Below are 26,158 nucleotides of genomic sequence, written 5' to 3' on the forward strand. Positions count from 1 at the left end.
CGGACACGGACATCTCACACACCTGCCGAGGCGGTGGCCCGCCGGGCATCCAGCAGCGCGGCGAGGCCGCGCAGATCGGGCTGACGGAGCAGCTCCGGCGCCCGCAGCCGCACCCCGCAGCTCTCCTCCAGGGCCGCGAGCAGCCGGGCCGCGGCGAGCGAGGTGCCGCCGGCGTCCCGGAAGGTGCCGTCCAGGCCGATCTCCGTGCCGCCGCCCAGCACCTCCCCGCAGACCCGCAGCACCAGCTGTTCCGTGGCGGACCGGGGACCCCCGCCCGGCGCGGGCGCGGGCGCCGCGGCCGGGGCGTCGGCGGCCAGCAGCGCGGCCCGGTCGACCTTGCCGTTGGCGTCCAGCGGGAAGTCCGTCACATAACGGACGACGGCCGGTACCGCCTGGGCGGGCAGCCAGTCGCGCACGCTCCGCACCAGCTCCGCGGTGGCGGGCGGCTCCTGTCCCGGGTGCGGCTGTACGAAGGCGATCAGCTCGACGACTCCGTCGCCGGTGGTGCGGGCGGCGACCGCGGCCCGCCGTACCCGCGGGTCGTGCTCGAACGCGGCCTCGACCTCGGCCGGTTCGATCCGTACCCCGCTCACCTTGACCTGGTCGTCCATCCGGCCGAGGAACTCCAGCACTCCGTCGGCCCGCATCCGCACCCGGTCCCCGGTGCGGTAGACCCGGTCGATGCCGGTGCCGGCACCGGGGCCGGTCAGACCGGGCGGCGGGGCCACGAACCGCCGGGCCGTCAGCTCCCGGTCCAGATACCCCAGCGACAGCCCCGCACCGCCGATGCGCAGCTCGCCGGGTGTGCCGCGCGGGACGATCCGCCCCTCGTCGTCGGTGACGCAGACGGCCACCCCGGCCACCGGCGAGCCGATCGGCGGGGGAGTGCCGGTGTCCTCGCGCCCGGCGTCGAGGGCGTGCATGGTGCTCATCACGGTGGCCTCGGCGGGCCCGTACGCGTTGTGCACCCGCGCGGTGACCTCCGGCGCGGGCCAGGTGCGCAGCCGGTCGCCGCCGACCATCAGATGCCGCAGTGCCGGGAGCGCGGGCCAGGGCCGTGCGAAGACCGACTCGGCGAGCGGGGTCGGCAGCACGGCGACCGTCACGCCCGCGCGCCGCCACCAGTCGGTGAGCGCGTCCGGATCCCAGCGGACCTCCTCCGGCGGGACGCTCAGCGCGGCGCCGGAGGTCAGCGCCGTCCACAGCTCCTTGACGTGCGGGTCGAAGGAGACCCCGACCAGCAGGCTGTGGCGGTCACCGGGACCGGAGCCGGTGCGTTCGGCGTAGCCGCGCAGCATCGAGGCGAGCGAGCCGCCGCCGACCGCGACCGCCTTGGGCGTGCCGGTCGAACCGGAGGTCAGCACCGCGTAGAAGGTGCCCTCGGGAACGGCCGGCCGCGCCGCGGCGGCCGGCCGGAACGCGGCGGTCACCTGCGCGGCGGCGTTGGCTCCCGCCGCCGGCAGCGCCAGCGCCTGCCGCTCCCCGGCCCGGTACGCCGCGGGCAGCAGCCCGGGGTCGCCGATCAGGCAGGGCACCCCGAGCCGCTCCGTCACCGTCGCGAGCCGCCGCTCACCGGGGGTCGGCCCCAGCGGCAGATAGACGGCGCCCAGCCGGGCCAGGCCGACCGCCACCGCGACCAGCGCGACGGACCGGTCCAGGCACACCCCGACCAGATCACCGGGGGCCACCCGGCCGCGCAGCGCGTCGGCGACGTGCTCGGCCTGCTGCGCCACCTCGGCGTAGGTCCAGCACAGTTCGCCGTCCTCGACGGCCGGCGCGGCGGGGGTCTCGCGGACCCACCGGTCGAAGTGGCCGAGGACGTCCTCGGGGCGGGCGGGCGCGGCGGCCGGACCGTACGCGATGCTCGGCGCGGGCAGCGAACCGCCCGGCGCTGTCGATGTGTTGCTCATGGATCCTCTGTTCACGGAAGGCGCCGGGGGTGCGGCAGGGGACGGGACGGGGCGGGGCGCGCTCATCCCAGCCCCATGGCGCGCGCGATGATCACTTTCTGGATCTCCGAGGTGCCCTCGATGATCGTCATCATCCGGACGTACCGGTACAGGAACTCCAGCGGATGGCCCCGCACCCAGCCGGTCGCACCGTGCACGTGCAGCGCCCGGTCCACGACGCGGACCGCGGTCTCCGAGGAGGTCAGCTTGGCCAGCGCGGCGTTCTCCGGGGCCTCGGTGCCCGCGTCGACCAGCCGCGCGCAGGCGAGCGTGAGCAGCTTCGCCGCCTCGACCTCCGCGCGGCTGGTGACCAGGTGCTCCTGCACATGCTGGTAGGCGCCGATGCGCTCGCCGAACGCCCGGCGCTCACGGGCGTACTCGATGCCCTGGGCCAGCGCGTACTCGGCGATCCCGTTGCACATCGCGGCCACGACGAGACGTCCCCGGGAGAGGCTGTCGATACCGTTGCCCATCGCGGCGCCGACACCCTCCGCACCGCCGATCACGGCGTCCGCGGCCACCCGCGCACCGTCCAGCAGCAGTTCGAAGAGCGGCTCGCCCGACATCCCGTCATAGCGCTGGCCGATCCGCAGCCCGGGGTTGTCCGCCTCGACGACGAACGCCGTCGCGGCTCCCTCGACGGAGGCGATGACGATCGCGAAGTCGGCGCGGTCGGCGTTGCTGACGAAGGTCTTGCGGCCGTTGAGGAGCCAGCCGCCGCTCGCCTCGTCCCGCACGGCGGTGGTGGTGAGGTGGAACGCGTCCGACCCGGCGTGCGGTTCGGTGAGCGCCAGACAGCGCACCGCCTCACCGCGCACCAGCGGCACCAGATACGCCTCTATCTGCTCCGGTGTGCCGTGCCGCAGCAGCGGGCTGGGACCGTCGGAGCCGGCCAGCGCGTACGGCGCGAGCGGGCAGCCGCTGCGCCCCGCGGCGTGGTGCAGCTGCACCACCGCGCTGAACGGCATACCGGAGCCGCCCAGTTCCTCGGGGTAGTCACCGGCGTAGAAGCCCAGGCGCGCCGAACGGGTGCGGACATAGTCGCGCAGCTCGGTGGGGGGCATATCGGCGGTCTCCGGAAGCTCGGCCGCCAGCGGCACCAGCTCCTTGCGGAGGAACGACTCGAAGGAGTCGACCAGTTCGCGGTGGTCGGCCTCCAGGACCGACGAGGGCGAGGAACCGGACGGCGTACGTGAGGCGGTACCGGTCGTCGTCGCGAGGGGGGTGCTCATGCGGTGGCCTCCTTGACGGCGCGGGCCTGGTCGGCCAGGACGGGGTTCTGGAACAGCACGCGCAGCGGCGGCCGGCTGCCGAGCCGGGGCTCCAGCCAGGCCGCCAGCTGCGCGGCCAGCAGGGAGTGCCCGCCCACCTGGAAGAAGTGCGAGGACGGCGTGAAGCGGTCGTGGCCGAGCACCTCCCGCCAGCCCTCGGCGACGAGCGCGACAGCCGGGTCGGAGCTCTCCGCCGCCGCGTCCTGGACACCGGCCTGCCCGGCCTCCGGAAGATCGGCCGCGGTCCGGGCCAGCGCCACCCGGTGCGGTTTGCCGCCCGCCAGGGTCGGCAGCGCGTCCATCCGTACCCAGCGGACCGGGACGAGCGCGGCGGGAAGCCGCCGGGACAGCTCGGTGTGCAGGGCCAGTTGGTCCGGTTCGGTGGCCGACTCCAGGAAGCCGATCAGCCGCGGCCCGCCGGCCGCCTCGGCGTCGAGGACCACGGCACAGGACCGGCCGCCGAGCACGGCGGACGCCGCCGCCTCGATCTCCTCCAGTTCGATGCGGTACCCGCGCAGTTTGATCTGGTGGTCCCGGCGGCCCAGGAAGCAGACCCGGCCGGCCGTGTCCCGGTAGCCGACGTCTCCGGTGAGGTAGACCCGCTCGCCCCCGAGGGCGTCCACGGTCACGAACCGGGCGGCGGTGGTCTCCTTGTCGCCGAGATAGCCCTCGGCGAGCCCGGCGCCCGCGATGGCCAGTTCACCGACCGCGCCCGCGGGCAGCGGCTGCCGCCCCGCGTCCAGCACATGCACCCGGGTCCCCGCCAGCTCGGTGCCCAGCGGCACCTCGGCACCGTCCGCCAGCTCCGCGCGGGTCACCTCGTGAACGGTGCTGGTGATCGCCGCCTCCGTCACGCCGTACGCGTTCAGCACGGTGGCGTCCGTGACGTCCAGCAGCGCGCGCAGCGCACCGACCGGCAGCCGCTCACCGCCGAGCACCAGCAGCCGGGGTGTGCAGCGCCCGTCGGCCAGCGCCTCGCACAACTCCGCCCGTACGGCGAGGAGATAGCTGGTGGGCAGGTTGGCGACGCTGATCCGGCGCGCGGCCAGCATCGCGATCAGCTCCGTGGCGGTGGGCACCTCCCGCTGCGGCAGGACCAGACAGGCACCGGCCAGCAGCGACGGCAGCACCTCCTCCAGCGCGACGTCGAAGGACGGCTGGGCGAAGAGCAGCACCCGGTCCCGGCCGGTCAGCGCGAACCGCTCGGCGGCCGCCCGCGCGTGCTGGGCCAGCGCCGCCCGGCCGACCACGACCGGCTTGGGCAGACCCGTCGAACCCGAGGTGTGGATGATGTACGCCGCGCCCTCGACGGGTTCGCAGGCCACCGCGTCGGGAAAGCCCGGCCCGTCCAGCAACGCCACCGGCAGCCCCTCGGCGGGCAGCGCGAGCGCGCTCTCGCGGGTGGCGAGCACCAGCGCCGGAGCGAGCCGGCGCAGCAGCGTCTCCAGCCGCGTGGCCGGGTCGTTGGGGGAGAGGGGACAGTGCACGGCGCCGATGCGCAGGCAGGCGAGCAGGGTGACGAGGGAGTGCGTACCGCGCGGCAGCACGGCGGCCACCGGCTGCCCCGCCGTCACTCCGGCGGCCCGCAGCCGGTCCGCCAGCTCCTGGACCGACCGGTCGAGTTCGCCGTACGAGAGCTGCCGGGCGCCGTCCACCACGGCCGGCCGCGCCGGGTCCTGCCGCGCCACCGCGTCCAGGACGGCGGCCGTGCCGTCAGCCGCGGCGGACTCGGTGCCCGCGGTCACCACCGCCTCGGAAACGCTCTCCTCAGTGCCGGTGTCCGGCCCGGCGCCCAGGGCGGCGAGCGGCTCGTCCGGTGTGTCCAGATACGCGCGGAGCACCGCCAGGAAACGCCGCGACAGCAGCCGGACGGTCTCCTCGGCGAACAGGTCCCGGTCGTAGTCCCACACCAGGGTCATCCCCGCGGCGCCCTGCCGCTCCCCGATCACCCGCCGGTCGTCCGGGATCAGCACCAGGTCGAGGTCGAAGCGTGTGGTGCCGGTGTTGAAGCCCTCGTGCAGCGACACCTCCAGCTCCGGTACGCCGATCTCCGGCAGCACCGCGTCATGGGCGCTGAACATGACGCTGAACAGCGGGTTGTCCGCACCGCTGGTGTGCAGACCGAGCGCGCGGGTCAGCTCCTGCACCGGCACCTCCTGGTGCGGCAGCGCCCGGATGAGGGTGTCGGTGACATCGTCGATCGCGGTGCTCGCCGCCGACACCGGGTCCAGCCGCAGCCGCAGCGGGATGGTGTTGACGAACATCCCCACGGTCTCCTCGAACCCCCGCGGCCGGTTGCCGACCGCCGTACCGACGACCAGGTCGGCGCGCCCGCTGTGCCGCCGCAGCACCTCCGAGAACAGCGTGAAGAGGGTGGAGAACGGGGTGTGCCCCTGGTCGCGGCTGTGCGCGCGCAGGCGTTCGGCGAGGTCGGCGCCGATCGCCTGGCGCAGCTGCCCGCCCGCGTGCCTGCGCTGCGCACCGGGCCGGGCCAGACCGGGCAGCGGGAGGTCGAACGCGGCGTCGCGCAGTTCGGCCTCCCAGTGGGCCAGGCTCGCCCGGCGGTCCCGGCCGGCGGTGGCCCGGACATGCTCCTCGTACGAGCGGGCCGCGGGCAGCTCGACCGGTTCGCCGAGCCGCAGTGCCCGGTAGGCGCTGAACACGTCGCGCAGCAGGATCGCGAAGGAGTGCCCGTCGTGGATGAGGTGGTGCTCGACATGCACGATCCGGTGGTGCCGCGCGCCGAGGCGGGCCAGCCGCCAGCGCAGCAGCGGCGCCTCATAGGTGTCGAGGGGAGTCTCGGCCTCGGTGCGCAGCAGGTCCTGGAAGGCGGCCTCGGGGTCGGCCTCCTGCGAGAGGTCGACGGTGCTCAGGCGCGGGATACATCGTTCGCGTACCCGCTGCCCGGGTATCTCGCCGGACGCGGCGACGAGTTCGAGCCGCAGGCCGGCGTGGCGGGCGAGGGCGGCCGTCAGCGCGGCGCGCAGGGCGTCCTCGTCCAGTGGGCCCCAGAGGTCGAGGGTGGCCGTGAAGTTGTAGGCACGGCTGCCGGGCAGCATCTGCTCGTGCAGCCAGACGATTTGCTGTGATGGGGAGAGCTCGAACATGGGCATCCTTCGGTGGTGGATGTGTGGAGCTGCCCGCCTGCTGCCGTCGGTCGGACGGCGGGCGGCGGGGAGTGCGGGGGAGGGGCGGTGGCCCCGTGGGTGGCGGTCAGCCGGTCGCCGCGGCGGCGCCGAGCCGGTCCCGCAGCGCCCGGGTCAGACCGGCGAAGGCGTCCTCGGCACGGGCGTCGGACACGGCGTCCCGGTCCCAGGCCATCCGGACGAGCAGTTCGGTCCCGTACGAGACGGAGACCGCGAACGGCGCCTGGAGCGGCCGGCCGTCGACATGGACCTCGCGTCCGGCGGCGTCGCCCAGGACGAGGGGCGGGCGCCGGTGCAGATCCTCGAAGGTCAGCAGACCGTCCAGCGCACCGGACCAGGCGGCACCGGCGGTCCGGGCCGCGCGCACCACCTCGTCGAACGGGGTGTCGGCGTGGTCGAGATCGTCCCACCAGGCGTCGGCCCCGGCGCCGGGGAGCGCCGGGTGGACGACGGTGTTGAGGAAGCAGCCCAGTACGGGCGGTGCGGCGGCGGGCCGGCCGCCCCAGGGGTAGCCGAGCAGCGGGACCCGGTCCGCCCCGTACGGGTCCGTTCCGTGCAGGGCGCGCGCGACGCCGGCGCAGGCGTCGAGCAGTACGGGGAAGACCATGGCCCGGCCGTCGTGCGCACCGGCCGGCAGCCGGACCTGGGCGGCGCCCGTCGGCCGCGGCGGCTGCGCGCCGGACCCGTCGGCGCCCGGCCGCTGTGCCGCCTGCCGTACCGCGTCCTGCGCCGCCGCGTCGTCCGGGCGGGCCGCGGCCAGCCGCTGCGCCCAGTACGCGAGGGAGCGCGGTGTCGAGGCCCGTTCCTCGGCCTCCAGCTGCTGGTGGACCGCCTCCCGGTACCCGGCCGCCTCCTCGGTGACGAGCGCGGCCGGGGCGTCGCCGGGGCCGCGCCGGTCGCGGTAGGCGGCGCCGAGCTCCGCGCTGAGCCGGCCGAGCGACTGCTCGTCGCAGGCCACATGGTCCAGGGCGAGGGCGAGGAGCTCGGTGGGCTCCCCGGCCGCCGGGTCGTCGGCGAGGAAGCAGCGCAGCGGCGGTCCCTCGGCCGGCCACGCCGCCAGCGCCCGGCGCAGCGCGTCCGCGCCGCTCTCACCGGGGCGCGGCAGCACCCGGCTCACCTGGGCCTCCGGCGCGGCCAGGCGCTGTACGGGCGTGCCGCGCAGCACTCCCGGCCGGGCGCGCAGCGCGGGGTGGACGGCGGCCAGATACCCGGCGGCGGCCCGTAGCCGGTCCAGGTCGACGGCGGCGCGGGGGAAGGCGAAGAACAGCGGGACGACATCGGGCCGGCCGCCGGGTGCCAGCCGCCGGGCGAGCAGGAACCGCCGCTGTGCGCCGGTGACCGGCAGCAGGTCGGCGGGCTCGCCCGCACCTTCGGCCGCGCGTCGGTAACGGGCGCGGTACTGGGCCGTGACGGAGGCGGCCACGGGGGCCGTGCGGGTGTCGGTGCCGATGCCGGGGTGGTGGTGGGAGTGCACGATGACCTCTCTCGCGTCGTCGTTGACGCGGGGGTTCCGGCGGATGTTCCCGCGGGGTGCGGAGGGAGCCGGCGGGGTACGGGATCAGGTGGTGACGGACGGCGGGCGGGCTGCCCCGTCCGCGGCGTCGGGGTCCGGCCCGGCGGGGGGAGCGGGGTCCGGGTCCGGCAGATCACGCATCCGCCGCAGCGGCGAGAGCAGCAGCGGCAGCGGTACGAGGAGGAATCCGGCCGCGCACACCCACACCGCGGCGCGCGGCCCGGCCGCCCCGGCGATGGCGCCGCCGGCCAGCGCGCCGAGCGGCATGGTGCCCCACACCATGAACCGCAGCGTGGCGTTCATCCGGCCCAGCAGCGCGTCCGGGCACAGAAGTTGGCGGAAGCTCACCTGGGCGACGTTGTAGACGACCGCGCCGAAGAAGACCGCCGCGGAGGCGACGGCGAACCAGATGGCGGCGGCGCCGCGGCCGGCCAGCGGCCACAGCAGCGCGAACGGTCCGGACACCACGGTGGCGAGCCAGATGACCCGGGCCTGTCCCACCATCCGGGCGATCGGTCCCGCGCACAGCGCCCCGGTCAGGCCGCCGACGGCCGAGGCCGACAGCATCAGGCCCAGCACACCGGGCGGCAGACCGAGTTCCCGCACCAGGAAGACGGTCTGGACGGACACCAGCATCGCGGAGAAGAAGTTCGCCACCCCGGTCGAGACGGCGATCACGCGCAGGAGGGGATGGCGCAGCACGAAGGCCAGGCCCTCCTTGATCTGCGCGCCCAGCGATACGCCCGGGACGGCCTCGGGCCGCGGCTCGCGGGTGCGGATCCCGCGCAGGCACACCGCCGATACGAGATAGCTGACCGCGTTGGCGACGATGGCGGCCGGGGCACCCAGAAGCTGCACCAGGGCGCCGCCGAGCCCGGGGCCCGCCACCTGCGCGGCCGAACGCGCCGTCTCCAGCGCCCCGTTGCCGGACACCAGATGCTCCCGGGGCAGCACCCGCGGCAGATAGCTCTGGTGCGCGACGTCGAAGAAGACGGTCGCGACGCCGGTGACGAGGGCGACCACATAAAGCTGAATCATCGTCAAAACGCCGCAGGCGGCGGCCAGCGGCACACTGCCCATCGCCACCGCCCGGACCAGGTCCGTACGGATCAGCAGCGGCAGCCGTCGCATCCGGTCGACCCAGGCCCCGGCGGGCAGCCCGATGAGGAGGAACGCGGCGGTCTCGGCGGCGGTGAGCAGGCCGACCTGGAAGGCGGGGGCGTGCAGTCCGATGACGGCGACCAACGGCAGTGCCACCAGGGTCACTTGGGTGCCGATCTGGCTTACCGCCGCTCCGGACAGCAGCCACCGGAAGTCGCGGTGTCGTAGGAGACCGCCGCGGGCTGTGGGCCGACTGGCGGCTGGGGAGGAGGTCACATGGGCAGACATTTGGTGATGTAGAGGGCCCGGTCAAAACGGCAGACCTCTTTCCGGACAGCTTGCACCGCATTCCGGACGCTCCAGAATGGTTTTGTGATGAACGGTCCGTTCTCGGCGGGCAAACGGCACTTGACGGCATGCGGCCCGGTGGCGTCCGTGAGGTGACGGGTCGTCGTGTTTTCGTTCATCGAGCGAATGTCTTGTTCTCGTTCTCCGCCGTATAAGGACTTTGTCAGCGCTGGTGACTTGAGGTGCGGAGTGTGTTAAAGCCGCGGCTGCCGTACCGGGATTCGCGCCGCGGGCCGTGGCGGGCTCCTGTCCCGAAGCCCAAGAAATCGCCCCCCGGCAGCGGTTGGGAATCGCGGGAGAAACAATCCGGGACTTTGGTCCCGGGCCGCAGGGCGTTGGTCCTCTATTGCCCCGGCCCGCCTTGTGAAAGCGTTCTGCGCTGGCTGATCATTGTTTTCGGGGGCACGCGCCGGAATGCGGCGCGGCAAAACGCCGCTGCGGGAGAGGGGTTGAGGTGACCGCGTCCGTGCTGATCGTCGACGATCAGGTCCTCATCAGATCGGGACTGCGGCAACTGGTGGGCACCTCGCCCGCGTTCGAGGTCGTGGCCGAGGCCGGCGACGGTGCCGAGGCGGTCGCGCAGGCCAGGGCGCACCGGCCCGACGTGGTGCTGATGGACGTCCGGATGCCGCGGGTGGACGGCGTCGCCGCCACCGCGCAGCTGATGCGCTTCGCGGCTCCGCCGAAGGTGCTCGTCCTGACCGGCTTCGACGTCGACGACCGGGTGCTGGACGCGCTGGAGGCCGGGGCCTGCGGTTTTCTGTTCAAGGACCTCACGCCGTGGCAACTGGAGACGGCCATGCGCACGGTGCTCGCCGGCGGCCGGGTGGTCGCCCCCGCGGTACTGGACAGCCTGGTGCGCCGGGCCACCGGCCCCGCCCGGGGCGGGGCCGTACCCGACGGGCTCGGCCGGCTCAGCGACAGCGAGCGCCGGGTGCTCGCGCTGATCGGGGCCGGGCTGACCAACGCCCAGATCGCCCGCCGGCTGCATCTGGCGCAGGCGAGCGTGAAGACCTATGTCTCCCGCACACTCGCGAAACTCGGCCTGGACAACCGCACCCAGGCGGCCATTCTCGCGTACGAAGCGGGCCTGGCGGGGACCGAATGCGGGTGGGACAGGGACGCGGTCTGAATCCCTCGACGGGAAAAGCCGGCCGCCCGCCGGGACGGAAATGCCGTGCACGCACAGGAGAAAAGTCATCTCTCGGTGACACCGGACCCGCCTTTGCCGGACGGAGGGCTGAGCGCGCCTCCCCCGGCATGGGCGGCGAGTCCCATGAAAGAGCCCATGAAGAAGAAGTTGAATTCTGTCCGAAAAGGCGGACGGGGCCGGCCGTCCGCGCCCGGCCGTGGCCCCTTGCGTCCGTCCCGGCCGCGCGACTGGCGCCTGACGACCCGTATGACCGTCGTCCTCGCACTCCCCGTAGCGCTCACTCTCGGCCTCGCGGTGCCCCGCGTCACCCACTCCCTGGACCGCGCCGAGCGGCTCGCCGGGGCCGAGACCACGGTCCGCCTGGTGCTCTCCGCCACCCGGCTCGCACACGCGCTCCAGAACGAACGCGATCTCGCCGCGCGCACACCCGGCCGGACCACCGACGACGTACGCACCCACCGCGCCACGACGGACCGGGCGCTGGCCGATTTCCGGACCCGCGCCGACCCCGCCGCGAGCGCGGCACGGGCCGTGGCCGGCTCCCGGCTGACCGCGCGGCTGTCCGCGGCCGAACGCGCCCTGGGCACCCTCGCGGAGCTGCGCGCGACGGCGTTCACCGCGGCCGCCGGCCCGGTCGCCACGCAGACCGCCTACGACGACCTCGTCGCCCCGCTGCTGGCGCTGGGCACCGAGGCCGGCCACGGTGACGACCCCGCGGCCACCGCGGGCTGGGCGCTGCACGCGCTCTCCACGGGCACGGCGGCGCTCTCCAGCGAGCGGGCGCTGCTCAACGCCGCCCTCGCCGCCGGCCGTCTCGGCGCCGCGGAGGCCGCCGCCGTCCTCGCCGCACAAGGGGTGCAGGAGCGGGCGATGCGCGAGTTCCGCGCCGCGGCGGCGCCCGCGGACGTGGCGCTCCTGGAGAAGCCGGCGGCGAGTACGGCCGCGGCGCGGACGATGGCGGGCCGGGCCGTGGCCGCGGCCCAGCGCTCGCCCCGCGGCGCCGAGTTGCCGCTGCGGGCCCCGGAGTGGCACCGCACCGCAGGCCAGGCCCTGGACCAGCTGCACACCGTGGAGACCTCGGTGGCCCGGCGGATGCTGGCGGCCCTCGCCACCGAGCGGACCGCCGCCCGACGCGACGCCGTCGTCGACGCCGCGCTCGTCGCCACCGCACTCGGCCTCGCGGGCCTGATCGCCCTGGTGGTCGCCCACTCCCTGGTACGGCGGCTGCGCCGACTGCGGCGGGCCGCGCTGCAAGCCGCCGAGCAGCAGCTCCCCACGCTGGTGGCGACCCTCTCCGCCCAGGGGCCGGGGAAGGTGGAACTGACGACGGCCCCGATCGACCTCGGGACGCGGGACGAGATCGGCGACGTCTCCCGGGCGTTCGACGCGGTGTTCCGGGAAGCCGTCCGGCAGACGGCCGAGCAGGCAGCGCTGCGCACCGGCGTGCGCACCATGCTGGCGTCGCTGTCCCGGCGCAGCCAGGGCCTGGTCTACCGGCAGCTCGACGCCATCTCCGAACTGGAGCGCGCCGAGGAGGACCCGGCGAAACTGGCCGCGCTCTTCCGCGTCGACCATCTGGCCACCCGGATGCGGCGGCACGGCGAGAACCTCCTCGTCCTGGCGGGCGAGCGCCCGGGGCGGGTGCACTGCGCCCCGGCCCCGCTGCTGGACGTCGTACGGGCCGCCGCGGCCGAGGTGGAGTACTACACCCGGATCCGGACCGGCGAGCTGCCGGACCTGTGGCTGGTGGCGCCGGCCGTGCACGACCTGAGCCATCTGCTGGCCGAGCTGCTGGAGAACGCCACCCAGTACTCGGGGCCGGGCGAGCCGGTCGAGGTGACGGCGGGTCCGGCCCCGGCCGGCGGCCTCGTCCTGGAGATCGCCGACCGGGGCGTCGGCCTGCCCGCGCCGAAGGCGGCCGCGCTCAACGCCCGGCTGGCGGATCCGCCGTCGGCCGATGTGGCGACCACGCGCCAGATGGGCCTGTACGTGGTCAGCCACCTGGCGGGCCGGCACGGGATCCGCGTCCGGCTGCGCTGTACCGGCGGGGGCTGCACGGCCGTGGTGGAACTCCCCGCCACGCTGTTCGCGGAGCCCGGACCGGTGGCGTCCGGAGACACCGCCCACCGGCCGGACCTGCGGGCCGGGCGCGGCGGCGCGGCCCCGGCCCCGGAGCCCGCACCGCCGCCCCGCGCCACCCCACCGCCCGCGGCGGCCACCTTCCCGGCACCCGGCGGCGCGCTCCCGCGCCGGGCCGCCCGCACGACGCCGCCCGACACCCCGCCGGCGGCGTACGACGCGCCCACCACGGGGACGGCCTCCCGCGCACCGCAGCCGCGACCGTCGCCCGACGAACTGCGCCGCCGGGTCGACGGATTCCACGGCGGAGCGCGGCGCGGCCGCCGGGCGCCCGGCACGCCCCCCGACGACCGGACCACGGGCCACGGCGACGGCCGGCCCGGTGGCCGCAGCGGTACGCCCACCGGCGGTGCACGCGGTACGCGCCGCCGGGCACGGGAGCCCGACGGCGGCGGGGACGGGGACGGGAATGCGGCCAGGGCCGGGGAGCCGGACCGGGGCGGATCCCCGGACCGGGACCGACGCGAGGAGGGATGACGCCGATGAACGAGGCACCCACCACGGACGACAGGGCTCCGGCGGGGCACCACCCGGGCACCGCACCGGCCGGGACGGCCGCCCCGAAGTCCATCGCCACCGATGTGAACTGGCTGGTCAAGGAGTTCGCCGAGGTCACGGCCGGGGTACGGCACGCCCTCGCGGTCTCGGCGGACGGGCTGGTGCTCGCCGCCTCCGCCGGACTGGACCGGGACGCCGCCGAACGGCTGTCCGCGGTGGCGGCCGGGCTGACCTCCCTCACCAGGGGCCTGGCCGGAATCTGCGAGACCGGCTGGGTCAACCAGACCGTCATCGACATGGAAGGCGGCTTCCTCTGTCTGATGACGGTCTCGGACGGCTCCGCCCTCGCCGTACTGACCGAGCCCGGGTGCGATATCGGATACGTCGCCTACGAAACCGCCCGCCTGGTCACCCGGGTCGGCGAGTTCCTCACCCCGGAGGTACGGGCGGGCCTCCGCCGGATGATGCTGACCTGACCACCACCGCAGCCTCGCCGGGGTGCACCGGGAGTTCCCCCAACTCCCCGGGTGGGTCCGGCGGCAGGCGGGGCGGGGCACGCCTGCCCTCGTGGCCCAAGGAAACCCCGGAGCATATGCACGTACCACGAATCACCGCCTGCCTGCGCCGGACCCTCGGCCCGCGGGGACGCCGCAGGCTCCCCGGAGTCCCCCAACACCCCTGGCCCGCCGGCCTGTCCGGGATCTGCGGAGCGGGCGGAGCCGCGCGCCGGCGCCGGACCTGCGACCTCGGTATCGCGCTGCTCGTCGCGCTCGCCGCGTACACACAGACCCGTGAGGTGTGGAGCACCGGTCCGGTGGACCGGCCGGGCGCGTCCGCGGCCGTCGCGGTGGCGGCCGCGGCGACCCTGGTGCTGCGCCGCCGGCTCCCCGAGGTGTGCCTGGCCGCCGGGCTCGCCGCCGGCTTCGTCTCCGACATCCGCACGCCGCTGATGGCCGCCGCCTACGCGGTCGCCTGCTACGGCGGCCGGGCGCGCTTCGCGATGGTGGCGGTGGCCGCCGGGATGTATCCGGTCACCCGGCAGGGCGTGGGCACGGCCGATACCGGTGGCGCGGACCTCTGCTACGGCGTGGTGCTGGACCTTCTGCTGCCGGCCGTGCTCGGCGGCCTGGTACGGCATCAGCGCCGCCGCTACGACGTCCTGGACGAACGGTTCGCGCGGCTGGAGGGCGCGGTGGACAACGCGGTCCGGTTCGCGCTGCTGGAGGAGCGCACCCGGCTGGCCTTCGCCGTCCACGACCACGTCGGACACCAGGCCACCTTCCTGGTGCTGCGGGCCGGGGCGCTCCAGCGGACGCCGGACCTGCCGCCTGGCGCCCGGGAGGCCGCCGCCGCGGTCCAGGAGTCCGCCCAGCAGGTGATGACCGAGCTACGGCAGCTGCTGGAGGTACTGCGCGACGGGGACGGCCGGCGGGATTCCCCCGTCGGCCCCACCCCGTGCGCGGAGTTCCTGACCGGGCTGGTCCGCAACATGACCGCGGTCGGCATGGAGGCGGCGTTCCGGGTGCACGGCACACCGCTCACCCTGCCGCCCGCGTCGGAGCGACTGCTGTACCGCATCTGCAAGGAAGCCCTCACCAATGTCGTCAAGCACGCTCCGGGCGCGGCGGTCGCCGTCGATCTCTCGTACGCACCGGAGCAGGTGACCCTCGTCATCCGCAACGGTCCGGCGGCCGGTCCGGCGCCGCTGCGTACCTCCGGCCGGATGGGCCTGCGGGGACTGCGGCTGGGGGTCGCCGAGGCGGGTGGGCATCTGGTGGCCGGGCCCCGGCGGGACGGCGGCTTCCGGCTGACGGTGGTGCTGCCGGTGACCGGCGAAGAGCGCCCCGGCGGGTGGCCCGGGAAGGGGACCGGCCGGTGACCGGGGAAGCGCGCGGGCGCACGGTGCCCCTCCGGGTGGCGATCGTGGATGACCAGGCCATCATCCGGCTGGGGCTGCGAAGGCTGATCGAGACCTCGGCCGAGTTCGAGGTGGTCGCCGAGGCCGCGGACGGGGCCGAGGCGCCGGCCCAGGTAGCCGCCCACCGCCCGGAGCTGGTCCTGATGGATCTGCACATGCCCCGCACCGACGGCGTCGAGGCCACCCGCCGGCTGCTGCGGCTGCCCGCGCCGCCGCACGTACTGATCCTCGGCGACTGCCCCACCGACGACCGGGTGCTGGCCGCGCTCGCCGCCGGTGCCGGCGGCTTCCTGCTGAAGGACCTCTGCCCCGACGAGCTCTTCGCGGCCCTGCGCACGGTGGCCGCGGGCGGCCGGGTGATCGCCCCGGGCGTGCTGGCCGGGCTGGTGCGCCGGGCCGCCGACCGTACGCCGATCCGCGTCAACGGGACGAACGAGAAGCTGGCCGCGCTCAGCCAGGGCGAACGCCGGGTGCTCGCCCTGGTGGGCACGGGCATGACCAATGCCCGGATCGCCGAGGAGCTCCAGCTGTCCGGAGCGAGCGTGAAGACCTGTGTCTCCCGCACCCTCGCCACCCTCGGCCTGGACAACCGCACCCAGGCGGCGATCATCGCCCACGAGGCCGGGCTCACCGCCGGACGGCCGGGCGGCGTCCGGCCCGCCTGAGCACCGTGCACCCGGAGCCCGCCAGCCCAACGGGCGGTCTCCTCCCCGGTGTTCGGGCGGCCGGTGGCGCGGGTGGTTCAGGGGGCCCAACGGTCCAGCGCCCGCCGGGTGGCCGGACCGTAGACCCCGGGCGGATCGCCCGCTACCCCGTCCCAGCGCTGGAACGTGGTCACGGCGGCGGCCGTGTCGGCGTCGAAGGTGCCATAGCGGTAGCCGTGGTAGAGCCCGATGCGGTAGAGCTTCCGCTGCATCTCGGTCACCGCCGCGCCACGGTCACCACGGCGCAGCGACGCCGGACCGGAGCCACCGGGACGCGGCGTGGCGGCCGGCGTGGCGGATGTCCTCGGGGAGGCGGGCCGCCCGGCCCCGCCCGCCTCCGCGGCGGACGCGGCGGACGAGGCGGCAGCGCGGGAGGAAGGGACCCGCTCCGGCTCCTGGCCGGCCGGTGCGCGGCTCGCGTCCGTAACGGGTCCGCTCCTGGCGGGAGTCTGCGGACGGGTGCCCGGCCCGGAGCCGTGCGGCGTGGCAGCGGGGGAGGGGGAGGTCTCGTCGTCGGCCGCCGCGGCGCCGTCACTGTCCGGCAGGCTCACCAGTACCTCCGGGCTCACCCGCCCAGTGCCGACGAAGGCGATCCCGGCGGCGGCGAGCAGTGCCGCACCGCCCGCGGCCACCGGCAGCCACCGTCCGCGCCGGCCGCGGCGGCGGTGCGACGCCGGTCCGGGCAGGGAGAGGTCGAGCCGGTGCACCGTGGCGGCACCGGAGTGCGCGGGCGCCCCGTCGGACTCCGGCCGCTCTGCTGGCAGTTGGTTCAACGCGCTCTCCGGTCGACTGGTACGGCGACGGCACCCATGCGGTGCCCGCGGGCCCGAACGCCCCGGCGACCTGCCGGGGCGGGGGAGCCCCCCGGCCGTCCCGCGGACACGGGGGTACGGAACAGCCGGGGGATTTCAGGGGGCGGCGGCACCCTCGCACCGCCGCCCGGACTCATCGGCCGGAGCCGCCGGCCGACTTGCGCCGGCGGGTGAAGAGCACCGCGCCGCCGCCCGCGAGCAGCAGGACCGCCGCCACGCCCGCCATCACCGGGGTCGCGGCGCTGCTGCCGGTCGCCGCCAGATCGCCTTCCCCGGCACCGGAGTCACCGGTCGCGCCCGCCCCGGGAGACGCGGCGGGGGTGGCCGCGGTGCCCGCGTCCTTCTTGCCCGCGGTCTCGCAGTCCAGCAGGCCCTTGAACTCCTTGGTCACACCGCCGGGCAGCGCCACCTTGATGTCGTAGGCCGTGTCCTCCGCCACCGGCACGGTGACCGTCGAGGACCCGCCGGCCCGGACGGTGTGCTCCTTGCCCGCCACCGTGAAGGTGTAGTCCGCGTCCCCCTTGTTGGCGGCCGTGATGTCCACCCCGCCCTTGGCGCAGTTCTTCCGTGCCCCGACGGACGGTACGGCCGTCTTCTCGCCGGCCTTCGCCCAGGTCGCGACGGCCTCGGCGGTGACCGCACCGGCGCTGGAGCCGGCCAGGATCATCGTCTGGCTGCCCTTGTTGTGGCCGACGCCGGTGAACACCCGGCCGACCGGGACCGAGGTGGTCGCCTCGGCCTTGACCGTCGCACTGCCCGCCGCGGTGCCCGCCGGGACGTCGACGTACAACCGGGAGCCGTTGACCGCGGTGGTGACGGGCTTGCCGGCCGAGTCCACCACGGAGACCTTGCGGCTTTGGGCCTCGGCGTCCACCGCGACCGCGACCTTGTCGGCGCTGGTGGCGACCGTGAGCGGGCCGAGCCGCTCCCCGCTCTTGCCGGCCAGGTCCTCGGCGGTCAACGCGAGGGAGGGCCGGGGCTCTTCGACGGTCCTGGCGCTGCGCTGGAGGTATCCGGCGAGCTTCTCGGCAACCGGGTCCTTGGCCCGTGCGTCCACATGGTCGGAGAACCGCCAGATCGCGGCCTGGGTGCCCGCGGCGGCCTGCTCCTTGGTGAGCGTGCCGACCCCGGCGGCGCTGCCGAGCCGGCCGAGGTCCGTCACCTGCGGATAGGAGTTCTGGAGGATCCAGCGGATCTTGCCCGCGTCGGGGTTGTCGTGGAGCGAGCTCTCCTTCCAGGGCGTCTCCTGGTAAGTGGCCCTGGGCTGGGTCGGGTTGAAGATGTCGATGCAGTACGTCCGAAGAGTGCCGCCGCCGTCCACGGCCAGGTCGAAGAGCCCGGCGGCCATCTCCCGCGTCCCGTGGCCGTCGTGCAGGGTCACGCGTCCGGACACCGAGAGGCCGCCGAGCGTCGCCGTGGCGCCGTGCGCACCGGCCGGATCGTCCTGCGGATCGGCCGCTGCCGGGGTGGACATGACGAGCGCACTCGCCGCAAGAGCCGCCGCCGTCACGGCGGCGTACAGACGAGCCGTCCCTCGTCTGCGTTCACAGAACATGGTGTATTCCTCGCGATGGGGGTGGAATGACCGGCTGAACAGCGGCCGGACACCATCCAAGCGCGACGGATCACACCCACGGCGGCCAAAGGTTGATCGGTCGGTCATCGAAAGGAGGGAATCACCGCACCAGGTCGTCCGCGGTAACGGACTTCCCGCTGAGCAGCCCGGCCGCACGGTAGGCATCCTGCTGCTTCATCAACTGGCCGGTATCGGGCCTCAGCTGCGGATCCCACTGGTACGGCGGGGTGTTGCGCAGCACGTCGACGCGCTGTCCGGTCGCCTCCGCCAGGATGGCGAGGTTCCGCTCCGACGTCCGCCCCGCGCCCTGGAGTTCGGCGGCACCCTTGCGCAGCGCGGTGAGGAACTTGCGCGCGGCCGGCTTGCCGGTGAACGCGGGGGAGAAGACCACCCCGGTCGCGGTGGTGCCCTTGGGCGGTACGGCCAGCGGCACCGCTACCCCGGCCTCCTCCATCGCCGTGGTGAAGGGCGCGGGCGCCAGCGCGGCGGCCACCCCGCCGTCGGCGAGCGCGGTGCGCATATCGGGGATCGAGACGTTGACCACCGTCACGTCCTTGAGCGTCAGCCCCGACGCCCGCAGGGTGGCGGCCAGCTGATAGCCGCCGGCCGCGCCCGCGCCGCCCGCCACCGCGATCCGGCGCCCGCGCAGCCCGGCGGGGCCCGCCATCTTCTCGGCGGCCACCAGCCGTTTGGACACCTCCAGCGCGGTGGGCGAGGGCCGGTCACCGGTCGAGGCGCCCATGGACGCGGTGACCTTCACCCCCAGACCCTGGGACACCCCGTTGAACAGACCGGCGGAGAAGCCGGCCACCACCGCCTCCACCTTTCCCGAGGCGGCCAGCGGCACCGCGTCCTGACCCGCCCGCACCTTCCGCAACTCGACCTTGATGCCCTGCGCCGCGAAGTAGCCCTTGGCCGCGGCGACATACAGCGGTGCGAAGAGGGTGGACGGCACATGGGCGACCCGCACCGTGGACCCGTCGGCCCCGCCCGGCCCGCCACCGCCCGTACAGGCGGCGAGCAGGCTGAGGGCGGGCAGCAGGGCGAGCAGGGCAGCGCGGCGGTGACGCATGGGAGACCTTCCGGGACCGGCGGGGACAACGGCACGAGGGGCGACAGGAGAGGCGAAGGCGGCGGGAGCCGGGGGCCGGGCGGAGCCGGACCGGGGGATCACCCGCGCTCCCCGGCACGGCCACGGCGCCCCGGCCCCGGCCACCGCCCGCCGTCGGACCGCCACGGCATGGCCAGGCGTCCGGCCAGCGCCACGGCGGCGGAGAAGAGCGCGCCCAGCACGGCGACCGCGACCAGCCCCACATACATCCGGTCGGGCTGGAAGAGCGTCCAGGAGTTCCAGATCAGATAGCCCAGACCGCTGTCGGACGCCACGAACTCGACGGCCACCACGACCATGACGCCGAGCCCGGCGGCCGTACGCAGCCCGGTCAGCACCCCCGGGAGAGCGCCCGGCAGCAGCACGAACCGCAGCAGCCGCAGACCCGACGCGCCGTACGAGCGGGCGGACTCCAGCAGCCGTGGATCGATCTGCCGCACCCCCGCCGCGGTGTTGATCTGGAGGACGAAGAAGACGGTGATGGCGACCGACAGCACCTTGGGTGTCTCGGTCAGCCCGAAGATCAGGAGCAGCAGCGGCAGCGTGGCGATCTTCGGGACGGCGTACAGCGCCGAGAAGAGCGGGCCGAACGCGGCGTCCGCGGTGCGCGAGACACCCATCACGAACCCGGCCAGTGCGCCGGTCACGGACCCCAGCGCATAGCCGGGCAGCAGCCGCCGCAGAGTGGCGGCGGTATGCGTGCCCAGCTCGCCGGAGGAGGCCAGCTCGCCCAGCCGGGCGGCGATGCGGGACGGCGGCGGGAACAGCAGGGTGTCGATCGCGCCCGCTCGGGCGGCCAGCTGCCAGGCCAGCAGCAGCCCGGCCGGGACCGCCAGGCCGAGCGCGGTATGGCGCCAGGCGGTGCGCCGGACCCGGACGGCGACGGCGCGCGCGGCCCGGCGGTCCCGGTCGGGCGCGTCCGCGGGGGCGCTCACCGGGCGTGCACCGTGAGCTGGCCGCGCAGTTCGTCCCAGACCCGGGCGCGCAGCCGGCCGAACTCCGGGCTGTCCTGGATACCGGGATCGCGCGGCCGGGGGAACGGCACCGCGAACTCATCGGTCAGCCGGCCCGGACGCGCGGACATCACCAGCACCCGGTCGCCCAGCAGGATCGCCTCGTCGATCGAGTGGGTCACCAGCACCACGGTGGTGCGCTCCTCCTGCCACAGGGTCAGCAGCTGTTCCTGCATCAGCCGCCTGGTCTGCGGATCCAGTGCGCCGAGCGGCTCGTCCATCAGGAGCACCGGGCTGCCGGTCGTGAACGCGCGTGCCAGCGCGAGCCGTTGGCGCATCCCGCCGGAGAGCTGGTCGGGATAGCTGTCCGCGAACTCGGCGAGGTCCATCCGCCGCAGCCACTCGTCCGCGGCCTGTTCGGCCCGGCGCCGGCGCACGCCCGCCATCCGCAGGCCGAACGCCGCGTTGCTCCGCACCGTCAGCCAGGGCAGTACGGCGAAGTCCTGGAAGACGAACGACACCGACGGGACCGGGGGCCGCCCCGGACGCCGCTCGACCCGGCCCGACGAAGGGTGCTCCAGCCCGCCGAGTATCCGCAGCAGCGTGGACTTTCCGCACCCCGAAGGGCCGACCACGCAGACGAACTCTCCTTCCCGCACGGTCAGGGACACCCCGTCCAGGGCCCGGATCACCCGGCCGTCACCGGAGAGGAAGAACTTGCCGAGGTCCTCGGCCGACAGCATGGGGACGGTCATGGCCGGACGTTACCCGGGACGCGGACCGGGGACACCGCCTGCCGCGGATTGCCCGGGACCGGACCCGTCCCCTGCCCCGGCCCTCCACCGCACCCGTTTCCGCTACGCGGTCACCACCTTCCCGCCGCCTCCCGGCAACCGCGTGAACACCACGGATTGGTAAAGAAACAGTGGTCAAACCTATTCAGGAAGGTACAGGAAGAGACAGGATCCCCCCTGTAGCTCTGTGATCACCGCCGCCGCGGGCGGCGCACCATGCAGGGGGAACAACCACGTGAGAAGAACAGCAGCGCTCGGTGCCGCCGGCACCCTGGTGACGGGCACGCTCCTCGTCGGCGCGATAGCCGCCCCGTCCGCCAGCGCGGGCGAGCGTCACCAGAGCGGATCGCCCGAGGCCCGCGGCGTGGTGACCGCCGCCGCGCGCGCCGCCAAGGCGGGGATCGACTGGCAGACCTGCCCCGCGGACTGGGGTGTGAGCGCCCCGGTCCAGTGCGGCTACGTCACCGTCCCGGTCGACTACGCCAAGCCCGACGGACGCACGATCAAGATCGCCGTTGACCGGGCCGTGAACACCGGCGGCAAGGCGGAGCGCCAGGGCTCCCTCATCTACAACCCCGGCGGCCCCGGCGGTTCCGGCCTGCGGTTCCCGACCCGCATCACCAACAAGAGCGCGCTGTGGGCCAAGACCGCCCGCGCCTACGACTACGTCGGCTTCGACCCGCGCGGCGTCGGCCACTCCGCGCCGATCTCCTGCACCGATCCGCAGGAGTTCGTCAAGGCCCCCAAGGCCGACCCGGTGCCGGACAGCGAGGCGGACAAGCGCGCCCAGCGCAAGCTCGCCAAGGAGTACGCCGACGGCTGCAAGCAGCGCAGCGGTGACCTGCTGCCGTACATGACGACGCTGAACACCGTCCGCGACCTGGACGTCATCCGCGCCGCGCTCGGCGAGAAGAAGCTCAACTACCTGGGCGTCTCCTACGGCACCTACCTGGGCGCCGTCTACGCCACGCTCTTCCCGGACCACGTCCGCCGGATGCTCGTGGACAGCGTCGTCAACCCCGCCCGCGAGAAGGTCTGGTACCAGGCCAACCTCGACCAGGACGTCGCCTTCGAGACGCGCTGGGGCGACTGGAAGAAGTGGGTCGCCAAGAACGACGCGGCCTACCACATCGGCGACACGCCGCAGAAGGTCCAGGCACAGTGGGAGAAGCTGCGCGCGACCGCCAAGAAGAACCCGATCGGCGGCGTCGTCGGCCCCGCCGAGCTGACCGGTTTCTTCCAGAACGCGCCGTACTACGACTCGATGTGGACCTCGGTCGCCGAGGTCTGGAGCGCGTACCTCTCCGGCAACGAGAAGCCGCTGGTGCAGAACGCCGGGCCGGACCTCAAGGACATCGCGGGCAACATCAGCTCGGAGAACAGCAACGCCGTCTACACGGCCGTCGAGTGCACCGACACCAAGTGGCCCACCAACTGGAACACCTGGAACCGAGACAACACCCGGGTGCACGCCAAGGCCCCGTTCATGACCTGGGCGAACGCCTGGATGAACCTGCCCTGCGCCACCTGGTCGGTCAAGCAGCAGCGGCCGGTCGACGTCAAGTCCGGCAAGGGCCTGCCCAGTGTCCTGATCGTGCAGAGCACCCGTGACGCGGCCACTCCCTACGAAGGCGCCGTCGAACTGCACAAGCGCCTCAAGGGCTCTCGCCTGATCACCGAGCGGGACGCCGGTTCGCACGGTGTCACCGGCCAGGTCAACCCCTGCATCAACGACCGGGTCGACGCGTACTTCCTGCACGGTACGACCGACCCGAAGGACGTGACGTGCGCCCCGCACGCCACGCCGCAGCCCCGTACGCCGGCGGCCACGGCCGCTGCCAAGGGTGCCGCCACGGCCGCCGCCGACCTGCCGGCCGTCCACTGACAGGCGCCACCGCACCTCAGCCATGAGGGCACACACGGGCGGCCGGGAACTCTCCCGGCCGCCCGTTCCGTGTCGGCGGACGGCGGCACCGGAGCCGGCCGCCGGTCCGGCCGGACCGCGCGCACACCGGCTCCGCGCCGCCGCTACGGAAGGGTGAAGAAGACCATCGGGTTGTGATCGCTGTCGCCCCGGACCGGCTCGTCCAGTCCCACCTCGCCCTTGGTCACCGCGAGCTGCCGCGTCACCTCCGGAGCCCTGGCGGTCGACGGGGTGAAGAACTCGATGCCCCGCTCGGCCAGCCACCTCAGGATGACCGATCCTTCGCTGAACGGCTTCGGCCGCGCTCCGTGGAAGACGTCGTGGACGCTGGTGGGCGTGCCGGCCGGGACGGCGGCGAAGAGATTCTCGATGTACCAGCGGGCGAAACGCGCCCCGTGGTCCGCGTCGATGAAGAGGTAGTCCGTCGTCGCGGGGACTTCGGCCAGGTGGTCCCGGACGTCCCCCTTGGTGAACGTCCAGCGCTCCGCGGCGAGTTCGCCGGGAACATTGCGCACCACGGTGTCCACGATGTCGAACGAGTACAGATGGCCCGTCCCGTTGTCGCGCAGCGCGCTCAGGAGCCACTGGGTGGACCAGCCGTGGAACGTCCCGACCTCCACCACGGTCTCCGGCCGCAGATCACGCAGCAGCAGATAGGTCACCTCCGCCTCGAAATCGTCGAGCTGAGCCTTCATCGACTTCCCGCGATCCCGGAGCAACTGCCGCTGCGCGTCCCGTACCTTCCGCAGGTCTTCCGCGTACTTCACATACAGGGTGCGCACATATTCGACGGTTATCGCCGCCATGGTGGATATCTCCTTCAAGATCACGGAAAAGAGGGGGGACGGGAATTCTTCTCACGGCCGGGGAGGGGGCCGGCCCGCGGCCGTGACCGCCGGCGCGAGCGCCACAGCGACGGTCAGCGGCAGCTCTTCCGCGCCCAACTCCCGTTCCGCGCAGAGCTGTTCCGTCCTTCCCGGCCGTCGTTCCTCCGCCCCACTGGGGAGAAGGCTAGATCCGGCGGGCCCTCGACGGCGTCGCGCTCAGGAGCCATCCCTGGACGTAGCTCTCAGGTATGACCGGGGCTGTCCCGGAACGCAGCTGAGCCTGCGTGACCGCACCCAGGCCGCGGTCTTCGCGTACGAGGCCGGCCCGGTCGTCGCGGGGGCTGCGCCGCCGGGGCCGCCGTACCGCGAGAGCGGAACCCGGGGCGGTCCGGCCCCCGCCGTACGGCGCACGTGGGTCCGGGACCGGCTCCCGCCCGCCGCCCCGTCCGGCGAGCGGCCCCGTGCCAGGCCCGTACGGGCGACCTCACGGCGTGGCCGCTTGCCCGCCGCCGTGCCGCGGGGTGGCCTGGGCCCGCACGCGATCCCACCGAGCGATTCCCCAGGAGGCACCCATGCCCGTGAGCCGCCGACGCCGATGCGCCCGCGTCGCGGCGACCGCCGCCGCGGCCGTGCTGACCGCGCTGGCCGTCGCCCCGACCGCCCCGGCCCGCGCCGCCACCCTCTCGTCCGAGGGGCTCTTCCTCACCGTGTCCGGTTCGGGCGGCGCCTGGATCCGTGGCGTGCTGCTGGAGTGCCCGGACACCCGGCACGTCCATCCACACGGCACGGCCGCCTGCGACGCGCTGACCTGGGCACGCGGCGACCTGAACGCGCTGCGCGGCGACCCGCACGCCTGCACCAAGGAGAGCGACCCGGTCACCGTCACCGCGTCCGGCGAGTGGCGCGGCGGCCCGGTGGAATGGCACAGGACATTCGCCAGCCGCTGCACGATGGACGCGGCCACCGGACCGGTCTTCCGCTTCTGAGCACGGCGCCGGCCCCACGCCACCGGGGCGGTCCCGGCCGCGGACGGTGCCACCCGCGGACCGTGCCGACGCCGCGCGGACCAGGTGGCGCGCGGGCCAGGTGCCGTCCCGGGGGCGCGCCGCGCGGTCAGGCTTTCCGCGCCGCCAGCACCCCCACCGTCACCAGCGCCAGCACCGCCCAGAAGATCCAGAGCCAGCCGTTGACACCGAACGCCGCCGTGTAGGCGGTCGCCACCACCAGCCCGCCCACCGTGCACACGGCCATCGTCTTCGCAGATCCGGGCATACCCGCAACCTCCTCGGGGCGGCCGGGCGCCACACGCCACGGGCCGCGGCCATGGGACCATCGTCCCCGGCCGCGGCCCGTACCGCTAGCTGCCGTACCGCCCCGGCGTCACTGCCCCCGGGCGTTCAGCGAGGCGAGATACGCGTTGTAGTCCGCCAGATCCTTGTCGCCGTTGCGCTCGGCGGCCCGGTCCGAGCGCTGCGACTGGCGCTCCTCGGACTTGTACCACTGGAAGACCAGCGCGATCAGCACCACCACCGACGGGATCTCGCTGAACGCCCAGGCGATACCGCCGGCCGCCGACTGATCGGTCAGTGCGTCGATGCCCAGCGAGGCCGGCGGGTTCGTGTACGTGTCGACCATGGGCTCCGTCGCCATCATCAGCGCGATACCGAAGAACGCGTGGAACGGCATCCCCGCGAACAGCTCCAGCATCCGCATCACATAGCCCGGCCGGTGCGGCCCCGGGTCGACGCCCATGATCGGCCAGAAGAACACCAGACCGACCGCGAGGAAGTGCACCATCATCGCGATGTGCCCGGCCCTGGACCCCATCAGGAAGTCGAAGAGCGGCGAGAAGTACAGCGCGTACAGGCTCGCGATGAACAGCGGGATGGTGAACGCCGGGTGCGTGATGATCCGCATGTACCGGCTGTGCAGCAGCGCCACCAGCAGTTCGCGCGGCCCCTTGCGGCCGCGCCCGGCGGCCGGCAGGGCGCGCAGCGCCAGCGTCACCGGTCCGCCGAGGAGCAGCAGGATCGGCGACAGCATGCTGATCACCATGTGCTGCACCATGTGCACGCTGAACATGACCATGCCGTAGTCGTTGAGCTTGGTGCACATCACCAGCGCCACCGTCACCACGCCCAGGACCCAGGCGACGATACGGCTCACCGGCCAGGCGTCACCCCGCCGCCGCAGCCGCAGCACCGCCCAGCCGTACAGCACCAGCCCCAGCAGGCAGCCGACGACGAAGAAGGCGTCACCGCCGAACTCCATCCCCCGCCCCAGGGTGAACGGCGGCAGATCCATGTTCATGCCGTGTCCGCCGTGATCCATCCGCTCGCTCCTGATTCGTACCGATGCGCCGCGACCAGACTAGAACCGCCCCCGGCGGATCCTTCGGCCGGGGGCGGTTCGTAGCGCGTC

The 26,158-nt window shown here is 74.3% G+C and carries 21 protein-coding genes; 7 read left to right on the top strand and 14 right to left on the bottom strand.

From position 1 onward, the window contains the following. Window positions 1–14 precede the first annotated feature (14 nt). The 6 genes from ACLJWH_RS27435 to ACLJWH_RS27460 form a co-directional block, all read right to left on the bottom strand. The gene (locus tag ACLJWH_RS27435; protein ID WP_411144434.1) at window positions 15–1,910 is read right to left on the bottom strand and encodes an amino acid adenylation domain-containing protein; all 1,896 of its coding nucleotides are present in this window, start codon (window positions 1,908–1,910) and stop codon (window positions 15–17) included. Between the two features lie 62 nt (window positions 1,911–1,972). Then, window positions 1,973–3,181 carry an acyl-CoA dehydrogenase family protein gene (locus ACLJWH_RS27440; RefSeq protein WP_411144435.1) on the bottom strand — a complete coding sequence of 403 codons (1,209 nt, stop codon included), beginning with the start codon at window positions 3,179–3,181 and terminating at the stop codon, window positions 1,973–1,975. Next, on the bottom strand, window positions 3,178–6,327 hold the full coding sequence (locus tag ACLJWH_RS27445; RefSeq protein WP_411144436.1) for a non-ribosomal peptide synthetase: 3,150 nt from the start codon (window positions 6,325–6,327) through the stop codon (window positions 3,178–3,180). Before ACLJWH_RS27445 ends, ACLJWH_RS27440 begins: the two co-directional genes overlap by 4 nt. Before the next feature lie 106 nt (window positions 6,328–6,433). Then, a complete protein-coding gene (locus ACLJWH_RS27450; RefSeq protein WP_411144437.1) occupies window positions 6,434–7,840 on the bottom strand; it encodes a non-ribosomal peptide synthetase in 1,407 nt (468 codons plus the stop codon). A gap of 84 nt (window positions 7,841–7,924) precedes the next feature. Continuing rightward, the gene (locus ACLJWH_RS27455) at window positions 7,925–9,268 is read right to left on the bottom strand and encodes an MFS transporter (protein ID WP_411144438.1); all 1,344 of its coding nucleotides are present in this window, start codon (window positions 9,266–9,268) and stop codon (window positions 7,925–7,927) included. Further along, complete coding sequence (locus ACLJWH_RS27460) at window positions 9,253–9,447, bottom strand: hypothetical protein (protein WP_411144439.1); 195 nt, start codon at window positions 9,445–9,447, stop codon at window positions 9,253–9,255. Before ACLJWH_RS27460 ends, ACLJWH_RS27455 begins: the two co-directional genes overlap by 16 nt. 335 nt (window positions 9,448–9,782) lie before the next feature. Here ACLJWH_RS27460 and ACLJWH_RS27465 point away from each other — a divergent pair, with 335 nt between their 5' ends. The 5 genes from ACLJWH_RS27465 (at window position 9,783) to ACLJWH_RS27485 (ending at window position 15,701) form a co-directional block, all read left to right on the top strand. Continuing rightward, complete coding sequence (locus ACLJWH_RS27465) at window positions 9,783–10,460, top strand: response regulator (protein WP_411144440.1); 678 nt, start codon at window positions 9,783–9,785, stop codon at window positions 10,458–10,460. Between the two features lie 225 nt (window positions 10,461–10,685). After that, complete coding sequence (locus tag ACLJWH_RS27470) at window positions 10,686–13,097, top strand: nitrate- and nitrite sensing domain-containing protein (protein ID WP_411144441.1); 2,412 nt, start codon at window positions 10,686–10,688, stop codon at window positions 13,095–13,097. A gap of 5 nt (window positions 13,098–13,102) precedes the next feature. Next, window positions 13,103–13,594, top strand: a complete 492-nt coding sequence (locus ACLJWH_RS27475) for a roadblock/LC7 domain-containing protein (protein ID WP_411144442.1) — start codon at window positions 13,103–13,105, stop codon at window positions 13,592–13,594. Between the two features lie 116 nt (window positions 13,595–13,710). Then, window positions 13,711–14,997 carry a sensor histidine kinase gene (locus tag ACLJWH_RS27480; RefSeq protein ID WP_411144443.1) on the top strand — a complete coding sequence of 429 codons (1,287 nt, stop codon included), beginning with the start codon at window positions 13,711–13,713 and terminating at the stop codon, window positions 14,995–14,997. Between the two features lie 35 nt (window positions 14,998–15,032). Beyond that, window positions 15,033–15,701: a response regulator gene (locus ACLJWH_RS27485; RefSeq protein ID WP_411144444.1), complete on the top strand. Its 669-nt coding sequence runs from the start codon at window positions 15,033–15,035 to the stop codon at window positions 15,699–15,701. Window positions 15,702–15,778: 77 nt separating this feature from the next. On the opposite strand, the gene ACLJWH_RS27490 is transcribed toward ACLJWH_RS27485, so the two are convergent. From ACLJWH_RS27490 to ACLJWH_RS27510, 5 genes are all read right to left on the bottom strand, one after another. After that, the gene (locus ACLJWH_RS27490) at window positions 15,779–16,513 is read right to left on the bottom strand and encodes a peptidoglycan-binding domain-containing protein (RefSeq protein WP_411144445.1); all 735 of its coding nucleotides are present in this window, start codon (window positions 16,511–16,513) and stop codon (window positions 15,779–15,781) included. A 172-nt stretch (window positions 16,514–16,685) separates the two neighbouring features. Then, the gene (locus ACLJWH_RS27495; RefSeq protein WP_411144446.1) at window positions 16,686–18,107 is read right to left on the bottom strand and encodes a Cys-Gln thioester bond-forming surface protein; all 1,422 of its coding nucleotides are present in this window, start codon (window positions 18,105–18,107) and stop codon (window positions 16,686–16,688) included. 121 nt (window positions 18,108–18,228) lie between these two features. Further along, the gene (locus ACLJWH_RS27500; RefSeq protein ID WP_411144447.1) at window positions 18,229–19,200 is read right to left on the bottom strand and encodes an ABC transporter substrate-binding protein; all 972 of its coding nucleotides are present in this window, start codon (window positions 19,198–19,200) and stop codon (window positions 18,229–18,231) included. Window positions 19,201–19,298: 98 nt separating this feature from the next. Further along, the gene (locus ACLJWH_RS27505) at window positions 19,299–20,174 is read right to left on the bottom strand and encodes an ABC transporter permease (protein WP_411144448.1); all 876 of its coding nucleotides are present in this window, start codon (window positions 20,172–20,174) and stop codon (window positions 19,299–19,301) included. After that, a complete protein-coding gene (locus tag ACLJWH_RS27510) occupies window positions 20,171–20,947 on the bottom strand; it encodes an ABC transporter ATP-binding protein (protein ID WP_411144449.1) in 777 nt (258 codons plus the stop codon). The genes ACLJWH_RS27505 and ACLJWH_RS27510 overlap by 4 nt, the downstream gene beginning before the upstream one ends. A 274-nt stretch (window positions 20,948–21,221) precedes the next feature. Here ACLJWH_RS27510 and ACLJWH_RS27515 point away from each other — a divergent pair, with 274 nt between their 5' ends. After that, window positions 21,222–22,871 (top strand): alpha/beta hydrolase, encoded by a 1,650-nt coding sequence (locus tag ACLJWH_RS27515; protein ID WP_411144450.1) that lies wholly within the window; start codon window positions 21,222–21,224, stop codon window positions 22,869–22,871. A gap of 143 nt (window positions 22,872–23,014) precedes the next feature. Here the strand turns inward: ACLJWH_RS27515 and ACLJWH_RS27520 are convergent, their stop codons facing one another. Continuing rightward, window positions 23,015–23,716 (bottom strand): class I SAM-dependent methyltransferase, encoded by a 702-nt coding sequence (locus tag ACLJWH_RS27520; protein ID WP_411144451.1) that lies wholly within the window; start codon window positions 23,714–23,716, stop codon window positions 23,015–23,017. Between the two features lie 593 nt (window positions 23,717–24,309). Between ACLJWH_RS27520 and ACLJWH_RS27525 the strand changes: the two genes are divergently transcribed. Continuing rightward, complete coding sequence (locus tag ACLJWH_RS27525; RefSeq protein WP_411144452.1) at window positions 24,310–24,723, top strand: SSI family serine proteinase inhibitor; 414 nt, start codon at window positions 24,310–24,312, stop codon at window positions 24,721–24,723. Window positions 24,724–24,850: 127 nt separating this feature from the next. Here ACLJWH_RS27525 and ACLJWH_RS27530 read toward each other — a convergent pair whose 3' ends face one another. Together ACLJWH_RS27530 and ACLJWH_RS27535 are read right to left on the bottom strand one after the other, a co-directional pair. Beyond that, window positions 24,851–25,009: a hypothetical protein gene (locus tag ACLJWH_RS27530; protein WP_411144453.1), complete on the bottom strand. Its 159-nt coding sequence runs from the start codon at window positions 25,007–25,009 to the stop codon at window positions 24,851–24,853. Window positions 25,010–25,117: 108 nt separating this feature from the next. Continuing rightward, a complete protein-coding gene (locus ACLJWH_RS27535) occupies window positions 25,118–26,068 on the bottom strand; it encodes a cytochrome c oxidase assembly protein (RefSeq protein WP_411144454.1) in 951 nt (316 codons plus the stop codon). Window positions 26,069–26,158: the final 90 nt, after the last annotated feature.

This window comes from Streptomyces sp. x-80 (genome assembly GCF_046549095.1).
GTDB classification, from domain to species: domain Bacteria; phylum Actinomycetota; class Actinomycetes; order Streptomycetales; family Streptomycetaceae; genus Streptomyces; species Streptomyces celluloflavus.